We start from the raw sequence: 11,236 nt of genomic DNA on the forward strand, positions 1-11,236 counted from the left end.
AACGAAAGCATCAAGAACTTGCTTTTAAGATGTCTTAAAAAAACGACAATAAGGTCCAGTCTGCCAACGCACCACAGACTGGACCTTATTTTCAATTAACTGTCAAAGTATCGACTTCCCTAACAGTCATATTTAATTATACGCTTTCATCAACTGCTCTGTCAGCTGGTAATCGCCGACATAAGGCTTGTCATGGCCATTTTCGCGCAGGAACTGCTCCCGCCCCTTGGCAGCCATAAACATGACATCGCCAGGCCGCGCCATCTGAAAGGCAGTTTTAATGGCCTCTTCACGGTTAAGAATCTCATGAACCTCAACGTGGGGATCCACGATATGATCGCGAATTGCCTGAATAATCTTTTTGGGATCCTCAAAGTAGTTGTCATCTTCAGTCAGAATTGCCACATCGGCATACTCTGACAGTGCACGACCGATATCCTGGCGCCGCGACTCAGCCTTACTGCCCACCGAACCGGTAACCACGATTAAGCGACCATCTGGATACTCATGCTTTAAGAACTTGAAGCTCTCACTCATGCTCAGATAGTTATGAGCGTAGTCAACACAGGCCACATAGCCTTTTTCGTTCTTCAAGATCTCCATGCGGCCCGGTACCTTGGTTTCTAAAAGTCCCGCCGCAAACTCACTGGTTTTATCGCTTAGCTGCGCGGCAACTGCCAAAGCGGCCGTTGCATTGCTGCAGTTAAATGATCCCGGCAGCATGACCCGAAAATCGCCTGTAACTGCCGGCAGCTGGTCATTAAACGAAGCAACCTGGAAATGACCATGCTCGCCCAAGGTAAAGCGATAATCGGCATCTGATTGATCGCTGCCATAGGTAATCAGCTGGTTGCCAAATGCGCGCGTTTTTTGGGCCAGCAGCTCAAAGTAAGGGATCTCGCGGTTGATAATTACTTTATCGGCATTTTTTACCAGCTGGCTCTTGCACCAAAGATAGTCGTCAAAGCTTGGATGCTCAACGGGACTGATATGATCACGCGAAATATTCAAGAAGACGCCGATGTCAAAATGCAGTCCATCAACGCGCGACTTCTTATAGGCCTGACTGGAAACTTCCATCACCAGATACTTCATACCGTTATCAACGGCTTGACGCATCATCCGGTACAGATCCAATGACTCGGGCGTAGTCAGGTGCGATTCGATAAAGTTTTTACCATCCAGGCACTCGGCAATCGATGACAGCTGTGCTACCTGATTGTCAAAGACATGCGCTAAAATATGCCGCGTAAAGTAGACTGAGGTCGTCTTGCCCTTGGTACCAGTAAAGCCGATCAGCGTCAGTTCTTTTTCCGGATCGCCATAAAACGCCCGCGCGACTGTTGCCATGGCTTTTTGGACATCAGTAACGACAAGCTGCCAGACGGCCTGACCAGCCAGCTCCTCATCATACACCTGCTGAGTCAGGCAAGCCGTAGCGCCTTTTTTGACTGCATCCACCAGATACTGCGGATTAAAGCGCTGACCCTTGCAGATAAAAAGCGTCTGCGGCTCAATTGCGCGTGAGTCATACGAAAGCTGTCTGAACTCCAGATCGGCAATTTTTTCCGGTACGTCATACAGCCACTGACCGTCAACGATGATTTCCTTAAACAGGCCCCGTTCCTTGAGAGCGGCTACCGTCTGTTTAACCGTCAGCATTTAGTTCGCCGCCTTTTGCTTGGTTTGATCAATTGCAGATTCATCCGGCTTGAAGTTGTCGATAAAGTACAGCTTGTACCAGACCAAGAACGTGTAGACGGTCCAGATCTTGCGCCGGTCATCCGTCTTGCCTTGGAAGTTGTCTTCGGCCATCTTCAAGATCTTGTCTTGATCAAAGAATTCTTTGACAAAATCCTGGCTGAATAATTCGCGAACTTCTTGATAGTACTTGTCTTCACGCAGCCAGGCCCGAATTGGCGTTGGGAAGCCCATCTTAGGCCGCGTTGCCCATTCTTCTGGCAGATGACGGTTGGCCGCCATCCGGAAAGCCCACTTGGTACCCTTAGCGTTGAACAGGTACTTGGTTGGCGTGGTCTGAGCAACCTTCATCATTTCACGGTCCAGCAAAGGCACCCGCAGTTCCAGCGAGTTGGCCATACTCATCTTATCGGCCTTCAGCAGAATATCACCTGGCATAAAGCAGTGCAGATCCAGGTACTGCTTTTTGGCAACCTCATCAATATCTTTGTCTTCAACCTTGTCGTAGTATGGGTCAACGATCTGCTTAACCGTTGGACCACAGTCAAATTCAGGCTGCAGAATGCTTTGGGCCTGTTCTGGACTGAAGATGTAGGCTTCACCGATAAAGGTATCGCGAGCTGGCGCCAGGTTGGCATACATGTGCGCCTGACCATGGAAATGCTTGTTCTTGATCTTTTCGGCAATCTCATAGCGCTTTTGCCGCGGCTTTTTCTTCAGCTGATCGGTAATCCAGCGAATCAGCTTGGACTTGGTGTAGAAGCCATAATCAATGTAGCCGGCAAACAGCTCATCGGCACCTTCACCAGAAAGCATCGCCTTGTAGCCATTGTCCTTAGCCAGCTTGGTCAAGAAGTACAATGGCACGACGGATGGGTTGGAGTCGGGCTCGTCCAGGTAGTATTGGATCAATGGGAAGGTATGGAAAGCTTCCTCGTTGGTCAGCTTGGCATCCGTGTTCTTAAGATTCAGCTTAGCCGCCAGTTCCCGTGCTTCCTTGGTTTCATCATAGGTACTGTCAAAGCCGATTGAGAACGTGTTGTCAGGTCGCATCATGGCCGTAACGTAGCTGGAGTCAACCCCAGCCGAAAGAAACGAACCGACTTTAATACCCTGGTCAGCAAAAGAGTGCGCCTTGACTGATTCGGTAACGGCAGCCTCGATCCGATCAACGGCTTGATCAAAGGTTTCATCGGCTGGTTCAAAGTCTTCATCCCAGTATTCGGTCATCGAGAACTGACCATCCTTGGTGTAGTGGAATGAATGACCTTCTGGCAGTTTGTAGACGCCCTTAAAGAACGTTTCCCGGGTAATTGGATACTGGAACGTCAGATATGGCTTGAGAGCCTCTTTGTTCAGCTGCTTGTCGAAGTTAGGGTGTTCCAAGAAGGCCTTGATTTCCGAACCGACAAAGAACGTCCCATTCATCTTGGCGTAATACAGCGGCTTGATGCCGAAGTGATCGCGGGCCCCAAACATTTCTTGGGTTTGCCGGTTCCAGATGACAAAGGCAAACATCCCCCGCAGCTTCTTGCAGACGTCATCGCCCCATTGCTCATAGCCATGCAGAATGACTTCCGTGTCCGTCTTGGTCGAGAAATGGTGGCCGGCAGCAATCAATTCCTCGCGCAGCGGCTGGAAGTTGTAGATTTCACCATTAAATAAAATAGCCAGGTTTTCGTTTTCATTAAAGATCGGCTGCTTACCACTCTTAACGTCAACGAAACTCAGGCGCCGATGTCCCAAAGCCGCGTGTTCATCAACGAATTGGCCGGCATCATCGGGACCACGGTGGATGATCCGGTCCATCATTTTTTGAATCAGGCTTTCTTTGACTTGTGGCTTTTCATTATCCACAAATGCAACAATTCCACACATAATGACTCTCCTATGTTCTTGACTAAATTAGCGCTGCACGAAGTATTCCTTGTACTTCTTAGGCATTAACGAAAAGGCGTAGTGCATCAGCAGCCGCTGCTTGAGCGTATCATGCTTGTCAAAGGCCGTCGTACCCCAGTTGCCTGATTCAAGCATCTGCTTGGCACGCTCCTTGTCTGGGCCTTCTTTAGCGTACTTGTAGAAGACTTTCTTAGGAACGCTCAGCCACAGCTTGTTGCCGTCTGCATAATCAGTATGGTCGTATGGACGATGATAGATGGCATCATCAACCACGTACTTAGCCAGATTGTAGCCGTTCAAAGTGCAGTAGTAGCTGCTGCGGCCCTGACGCAGATTGATCTCAAAAATCTTGAATTTGCCATCGCGCCGGTCGTACTTCATGTCAAAGTCCGCAAACCCGACGTAATTGATTTCTTCCAAGAACTTTTGAATCGTTTGGTAGATTTCCATGTTCTTTTCTGGAATGATCACCATATAGTTGCCGACTGCCACTGGCGATGGATCTTCCAGCAGGGGATGGCCAAGGCAGATCATGCGTACCTTGTGATCCTGGCCAACATAGGCATTTACCACGCGCATGTTGGAATCATCGCCGGGAATGAAGTCCTGGGCGATCAGCTTTCCGGTATAGCCGGCTTGGGCAATCTCTGGCAGCAGCTTATCAAACTGAGCCCGCGTGTCCAAGACATAGGCCTTTTTACGATCAGCAAAATGAATGTCCAGCCAGGCGATACTGTCGGAAGGCTTCAAGGCAATCGGAAAATCAAACGGCAGCTCAATTTCTTTTGGCTTCGTAAATTCAGCCGCTTCGATCAGCTTGGTCTTTGGATAAGGCAGGCCATACTTTTCCGCAGCGGCGTAAAAAGTTTCTTTGGTACCCAGTTTTTGGAACATGTCATAGTCAACATATGGGCAGACAAACCATTGCTTCAGTTCGTCTAAGTGCTTGGCGATCAGTTCCGTGTAGCCATCCCCACAGGACAGCAGCAGGTATTTTTTATCCGGCTTTAAGTTCTTGGCAATCTCACGCATCGATTTGATAAAGCCTGGATCTTCGTTAAAGCCTTCAATTACATGCACATCAGCCAGCTTGGTGTAGCGAGTTGGCGCCATGTGCGTAACCCCATAGGCAATGCTTTTGATTCCATAGGCTTCATAAAAAGAACGCGCCATGCCATAGCAGTTAAAGTCCGTTCCCAGCAGAATTGGCTGGAAATCAATTTGATCATTCACTTTAAAATCATCCTCATATTTTTCTAGTGATACTGTCAACGGCGATTATAAAAAACGCCCTCTGAAACCTTAATGATAATCCAAACCCAAGGCACCTTCAAGATATTCTCTAATCCTTAAGCTTAGCTAAACGTCCTTGACGCAGATAAACGCTCAAAATTGCCAGGTCGGCTGGATTGACCCCACTGATCCGCGATGCCTGCGCCAAAGTTTCGGGCCGAATCTTCTCCAGCTTCTGACGGCCTTCAGTAGCCAGACCATCAATTGCCGAATAGTCCAGGTCAGCCGGAATCTTCTTGGCTTCCATGCGCTTCAGCCGTTCAACCTTGACCTCTTCTTTTTTAATGTAGCCCTCGTACTTCAATTGAATCTCAACCTGTTCGATCACTTCTCGACTGAGCGGCTCATCTGGATCAGGAATCAGGTTCATCAGCGTCTGGTAGTCGACATATGGCCGTTTTAAGAAATCGGCGGCCGCGATGGCATCTTTCAAAGGATTGTCGCCGTGAGCCTCAATCAGGTTGTTGGCTGCCTCATTGGTTGGCTTGATGCGAATCTTCTTGAGTCGAGCAATCTCAGCTTCAACCAGGGCCTTTTTATGTTCCATTCTTGCCAGGCGCTCATCAGAAACCAGACCGATTGCGTGGCCTTTTTCCATCAAGCGCAGGTCGGCATTGTCATGACGCAGGATCAGCCGGTATTCGGCACGACTGGTCAACAGCCGATATGGTTCTTTGGTTCCCTTAGTTACCAAGTCATCGATCATTACGCCAATGTAAGCATCAGAGCGCTTCAACACGAACGGCCCCTTGCCTTGAGCACGCAGCCCGGCATTGATGCCCGCGATCAGCCCTTGACCAGCTGCCTCTTCATAACCCGAGGTGCCGTTGGTCTGGCCAGCCGTAAACAGATTCTTGACCAGCTTGGTTTCCAGGGTTGGATGCAGCTGATATGGCGCAACCACGTCATACTCGATTGCATAGCCTGGCCGCATCAGCTTGGCATTTTCCAGTCCTTTTACGGAATGCAGCATCTTTTCTTGAATTTCTTCAGGCATCGAAGTCGACATACCGTCCACGTACCATTCGTCAGTATCGCGGCCTTCTGGTTCCAAGAAGACCTGGTGGCGATCCTTATCGGCAAACCGCACGATCTTGTCTTCAATTGAAGGACAGTAGCGCGGACCAACCCCTTCAATCACCCCAGTAAACATTGGCGCTCGGTCAAGGTTGTCACGAATGATCTGATGCGTGGTTGGGTTGGTGTAGGTCAGCCAGCAGGAAATCTGATCAGTGACTGCGATGTATTGACTGTCTGGCGTATCAAAACTGAAATGATGCGGTTTTTCGTCACCCGGCTGCTCCTCGGTAACCGAATAGTCGATCGTATTGCCGTTGATGCGTGGCGGCGTCCCGGTTTTAAACCGCTGCAGATCGAAGCCCAGCTCTTCCAGATTCTCAGACAGTTTAGTGGCTGACTGCGTATTGTTTGGACCAGATTCATACATCAGCTCGCCAATGATGATCTTGCCGCGGGCTGCGGTTCCCGTTGCCAATACCACGGCCTTGGCAAAATAGCGGGCCCCGGTATTGGTAATGACTCCTTTGCAGACGCCATCTTCGACCACCAGCTGATCAACGGTGGCCTGCCGCAGCGTCAGATTAGGCGTTTCTTCCATCGTCTGCTTCATGGCTCGGTGATAAGCGTGCTTGTCAGCCTGAGCCCGCAACGCACGGACGGCTGGACCTTTCCCCGTGTTGAGCATCCGCATCTGAACATAGGTCTTGTCGATATTACGGCCCATTTCACCGCCTAAGGCATCAATCTCACGAACTACGATTCCCTTAGCCGGTCCCCCCACTGATGGATTGCATGGCATAAAGGCAACCATTTCCAGACTGATCGTCAAAAGCAGTGTCTTGTTGCCCATGCGTGCTGCCGCCAATGCCGCTTCTGATCCCGCATGACCAGCTCCAACGATGATTACGTCAAAGCTGCCGGCATCAAACGGCTTACCTTGTGAAATCTGCATTTTTATCTCCTTTACTTTCCTAGACAGAACTGGCTGAACAATTGATCCAACAGCTCATCTTGATAGCTGTCGCCGGTAATCTCGCCCAACAGCTCCCAGCACCGCGTCATGTCGATCTGGACCAAGTCGACCGGCATTCCAGCTGCAATCCCGCTCAAAACGTCATTCAAGGCATCATTGGCTTGATGAAGCAGTCCAATATGCCGGGCGTTGGTAACCATAACGGTATTTTGCGAGCTTTCGATTCCTTCATCGAAGAACATATGGCTGATTGTACGGCCTAATTCTTCCATTCCTTCATGCTCAACGATCGAGGTCTTGATGACGCGATCGCCGGCCGTCAGCTGACGCAGTTCGTTTAGATCGATTCGGTTCGGCAGGTCGGTTTTGTTTAAGATGACGATGCGTGGCTTGCCAGCCGTCAGCTTAATCAGTTCTCGATCCTCATCAGTCAATGCATTGGAGCTGTCAATCAAGAGCAGCACCAGGTCAGCCGTATCGATTGCCTGGCGACTGCGCTCAACGCCGATTTTCTCGACCGTATCCTCAGTATGACGAATCCCAGCCGTGTCAATCAGCTTTAAGGGCACGCCTTCTACGTTGACGTATTCCTCAATCACGTCACGCGTGGTTCCGGCCACGTTGGTTACGATTGCCTTGTCCTCATGCAGAAGCGTGTTGAGCAGGCTGGACTTGCCGACGTTTGGCCGCCCAATGATTGCCGTTGCCAGACCATCTCTTAATACCTTGCCCTGTTTGGCGGTTTTTAAAAGTGCCTGAATACGCTGCTGAACCTCTTGGGCTTTTTCTTTCAGCATCTTGGTCGTCATTTCTTCAACCGCGTCATATTCTGGGTAGTCAATGTTGACCTCAACCTGCGCCAAGACGTCCAGAATATCCTTGCGCAAAGCCTTGATCAAGCGAGACAGATCGCCGTCCAGCTGATTTAGAGCCACCTTCATTGATTTGTCGGTTTTGGCGCGAATCAGATCCATCACGGCTTCTGACTGTGAAAGATCCAGCCGACCGTTTAAAAAGGCTCGTTTGGTAAACTCGCCTGGTTCAGCCAGTCGCGCCCCATGACTAAGCGTCAGCTGCAGAATCCGATTGGTGGCCAGCAGTCCGCCATGACAGTTGATTTCGACAACGTCTTCTCTGGTGTAGGTATGAGGTGCCCGCATGATTGAAACCATGACCTCATCAACTTCCGCACCATTGTCAGGATCAACGATATGCCCATAGTTAATGGTATTGGTTGCCACTTTTGCCAGATCCTTGCTGCCATGGTACAGCTTTTTGGCAACGGCAACGGCCTCCTCGCCGCTGATCCGAATGATTGAGATGCCCCCTTCGCCAACTGGGGTCGAGATGGCTGCAATTGTATCAAATTCTGAATTTGCCATTTTCTGCTCCTTTCCGCCGCAATAAAAAAAGTGCCGAGTCCACGCTCTCCCCGCTTTGGGATCAACATGGTCAAAGCACTTTCACTACTCTAACTAACGGTAAATTCAATTAACATCGCTATTTTAGTTTTTCAGCGTTTGGTTGTCAATCAATTAATTCTTTGGTGCTACCACAACGCTGCGATACGGATCGCGACCATGCGAATAGGTCTTGACCCGCGGATTGTCTTCCAAGACGTGGTGCAGATATTTGCGTTCGCGAGCCGGCATTGGGTCCAAAAAGACGGCCTGACCGGTAGCAATTACCTCGGTGACGCAGCGAGCAGCCAGTTTTTCCAATGACTGCTGCCGTTTCTGACGGTAATTCGACGTATCCAGGATCAGCCCCGGATCATCGACGCCATGATAGCTTAAAAAGGCCGTTCCCAACTGTTCCAAGGCATTGATTCGTCGCCCATGAAAGCCGATGACTCGTCCTGAATTATCGGCCTGCAGATCAACGACCAATTCATGAGTCCGCAGCTTGACGATTTTAGGCTTGGCCATCACTCCAAGCGCTGCCAGCACGTCTTTCAGATAGCCGCAAAGTGCCTGGGCCGCTTGATTCATCTTCTGCACGTTGGCTTGATGACGACGCTCCATTTCTAAGGCATCTGGCTCATTTGAATCATTTGCTGCCGGTTTGACGTTTTGTTTTTTGTCTGTCGGCTTGGCAGTTTTGACCACGACCGTTTTTTTAGCTGGCTGGGACTTAGCGGCCGGCTTTTTTTCGATTGGCTTTTGCGGCTGCACCGGCCGTTTTAATTCAGCCTGAATTTTGGCATTCCGTCGGCCAAAACCAAGAAAGCCATGCCGCGGCTGCTCTAGAACCTGAATGTCTAATTGATCACGATCGGCTTTAAAGGCAGCTGATGCGGCTGCGATTGCTTCATCAATTGTCTGCGCCTCAAAAGTTTCCATAAAGCTCCCCCTCAATCATTATCAAAAAAGAGCGGTCAAGCCGCCCTCGTTGCTCAATTATTTCCGCTTGCTGCGGTAGGCCTTGCGCTTAGCCTTGGCAATCTTATTGCGGTGACGACGTTCAGCAGCCTGTTTTTCTTCACGTTCGCGACGAATCTTGAACGGATTTTGGAAGATCAGTACCTGCAGAACCTGGAAAGCGTTGGATACTACCCAGTAAAGCGTAATTGCCGAACTAAAGCCCAGTGCCATGAAAAAGACCATGATTGGCATAAACCAGGTCATTGATCTGGTCATGGCATTTTGTTCCGGCATTGAAGCCATTGACAGCCAGGAACTGATAAACGTAAACAGGGCCGCCAAAATCGGCAGCACGTAATATGGGTCATTGTGGCCCAGCTGCAGCCATAGAAAGCTCCCACTACGCAAAACGTGCGTCCGCCAGATGGCTTGATACAATGCCCACATAACTGGCAGTTGAACCAGCAGCGGCAGCATCGAGGCAAACGGGTGCACGCCAGCATCCCTATACAGCTTTTGTTGAGCTGCCTGCATCTTTTCCAGTGATTCACGATCGCGTCCAGGATACTTCTTTTGAATCTCCTTAAGCTGCGGCGTTAATTCCTGCATCTTGACCGACATCTTGGTCTGGTACACCATCAATGGCAGAATGATAATCCGCACGATAATCGTAAAGATGATGATCCCCATTCCATAGCCGCCAAAATTGTTGGACAGCCAGATTATGAACCGTGAGCAGTTATAGATGATGTAATGATCCCAAAAGCCGGTACTGTGGCTGGTAATTGGTGAATTGGAACAAGCAGCCAAAAAGACTGCCAGACTCATAATCCCCGCCAGGCTTAGGATTTTCTTGTGTCCTTTTCTCAAAGTGCGATCCTCTCTTAATCTTCTTTTAACAGATGGGCCAATTTCAGTGCATGAACCAGATTCTTTTTAACTTCTGCCATTTCCAAGCCATCAGCAGCTGGTCGCGCAATAATCAGGAAGTCAACGTCAGGCTTGATTGCCGGCTTAACCTCCAGCAGCGTTTGGCGGATCCGCCGCTTCAGCCAGTTGCGGTGTACGGCATTACCGATTTTCTTGCCGACTGAGATGCCGACCCGAAAATGCTTCTGACCCGGTTTTTGCATTTGATAGATGATAAATTTTCGATTGGCTACGGAATCATGAGTTTCAAAGACCCGCTGAAATTCACTTTCCTTTTTTACTCGGTATGACTTTCGCATGTTCGCTCCAACCTTTAAAAATACAAAAAGGACTGAGGCACAACCGCACATAATGCAGTGGATGAATGCCCCGGCCCCTTTTAGAAAAAAAGCCACTAATTAAATAGTGGCCGATTTTATGCAGATAATACTTTGCGGCCCTTTTGACGACGACGAGCCAATACCTTACGGCCGTTGCTCGTGCTCATACGCTTGCGGAAGCCGTGAACGCGTGCGCGGTGACGCTTCTTTGGTTGAAATGTGCGCTTCATTGAGTGCACCTCCTCGCTTGTATTTATTATTTTATTTACAGTCCAAAAAGACAATCTCTTCAAACATACTTTTGAAGTATAACACATCCTACGCCAAGAATAAATGATTATCTTGCGTTATTTTAGCGTTTTTTACTGTTCAAAAGCAGCTAGTTATCCCCAGTTTTTTCCACAAGTACCTAAATAAAACTGGGGACTTTTTAATTTATCCACAGAGTTATCCAAAGCAAAAAGAGTTCCCCACAGGTTGTGGAAAAAGTTATCAACAGCTCTGTGGATAATTATGAAAACATGATTATTTAGCTTTTAGTCCGCTAAAGTTATCCACAGATTGCCAGTGATTAACTTGATTTCGTCTTTCTTTTTTCCACAAATCCACAGCCTTGTGGAAAACTTATCAACATGTCTGTGGATTTTGTTAATAGTTTTTACACAGCCTTGTGGAAAACTATCAGACAATGCTAAAATATTCCTTGGATTTTTAATTATTATTGAGGAGGAATTTAC

The 11,236-nt window shown here is 48.9% G+C and carries 9 protein-coding genes; all 9 read right to left on the reverse strand.

What is annotated here, in order from left to right; genetic code table 11:
* Nucleotides 1-132: 132 nt before the first annotated feature.
* The 9 genes from murE to rpmH all read right to left on the reverse strand — a co-directional run bounded on the left by murE (nucleotide 133) and on the right by rpmH (nucleotide 10,729).
* A complete protein-coding gene (murE, locus tag ABC765_RS10965) occupies nucleotides 133-1,662 on the reverse strand; it encodes a UDP-N-acetylmuramyl-tripeptide synthetase (protein WP_347980437.1) in 1,530 nt (509 codons plus the stop codon).
* Entirely contained in the window at nucleotides 1,663-3,579 is a 1,917-nt protein-coding gene (gene asnB, locus ABC765_RS10970; RefSeq protein WP_048345673.1) for an asparagine synthase (glutamine-hydrolyzing), read from the reverse strand. It lies immediately after the preceding gene.
* A gap of 27 nt (nucleotides 3,580-3,606) precedes the next feature.
* Complete coding sequence (locus ABC765_RS10975; RefSeq protein WP_006500867.1) at nucleotides 3,607-4,833, reverse strand: hypothetical protein; 1,227 nt, start codon at nucleotides 4,831-4,833, stop codon at nucleotides 3,607-3,609.
* Nucleotides 4,834-4,942: 109 nt separating this feature from the next.
* Nucleotides 4,943-6,865 carry a tRNA uridine-5-carboxymethylaminomethyl(34) synthesis enzyme MnmG gene (gene mnmG / locus ABC765_RS10980; protein WP_347980438.1) on the reverse strand — a complete coding sequence of 641 codons (1,923 nt, stop codon included), beginning with the start codon at nucleotides 6,863-6,865 and terminating at the stop codon, nucleotides 4,943-4,945.
* 11 nt (nucleotides 6,866-6,876) lie between these two features.
* Complete coding sequence (gene mnmE, locus ABC765_RS10985) at nucleotides 6,877-8,268, reverse strand: tRNA uridine-5-carboxymethylaminomethyl(34) synthesis GTPase MnmE (protein ID WP_347953958.1); 1,392 nt, start codon at nucleotides 8,266-8,268, stop codon at nucleotides 6,877-6,879.
* Nucleotides 8,269-8,421: 153 nt separating this feature from the next.
* The gene (jag, locus tag ABC765_RS10990; protein ID WP_347980439.1) at nucleotides 8,422-9,228 is read right to left on the reverse strand and encodes an RNA-binding cell elongation regulator Jag/EloR; all 807 of its coding nucleotides are present in this window, start codon (nucleotides 9,226-9,228) and stop codon (nucleotides 8,422-8,424) included.
* A 57-nt stretch (nucleotides 9,229-9,285) separates the two neighbouring features.
* Entirely contained in the window at nucleotides 9,286-10,119 is an 834-nt protein-coding gene (locus ABC765_RS10995; protein ID WP_347980440.1) for a YidC/Oxa1 family membrane protein insertase, read from the reverse strand.
* Nucleotides 10,120-10,133: 14 nt separating this feature from the next.
* Nucleotides 10,134-10,478, reverse strand: a complete 345-nt coding sequence (rnpA, locus tag ABC765_RS11000) for a ribonuclease P protein component (protein WP_006500872.1) — start codon at nucleotides 10,476-10,478, stop codon at nucleotides 10,134-10,136.
* Between the two features lie 116 nt (nucleotides 10,479-10,594).
* Nucleotides 10,595-10,729, reverse strand: coding sequence for a 50S ribosomal protein L34 (gene rpmH, locus ABC765_RS11005; protein WP_003665227.1), 135 nt, complete (start codon nucleotides 10,727-10,729; stop codon nucleotides 10,595-10,597).
* Nucleotides 10,730-11,236 lie beyond the last annotated feature (507 nt).

This window comes from Limosilactobacillus sp. WILCCON 0051, assembly GCF_039955095.1.
GTDB lineage: Bacteria > Bacillota > Bacilli > Lactobacillales > Lactobacillaceae > Limosilactobacillus > Limosilactobacillus allomucosae.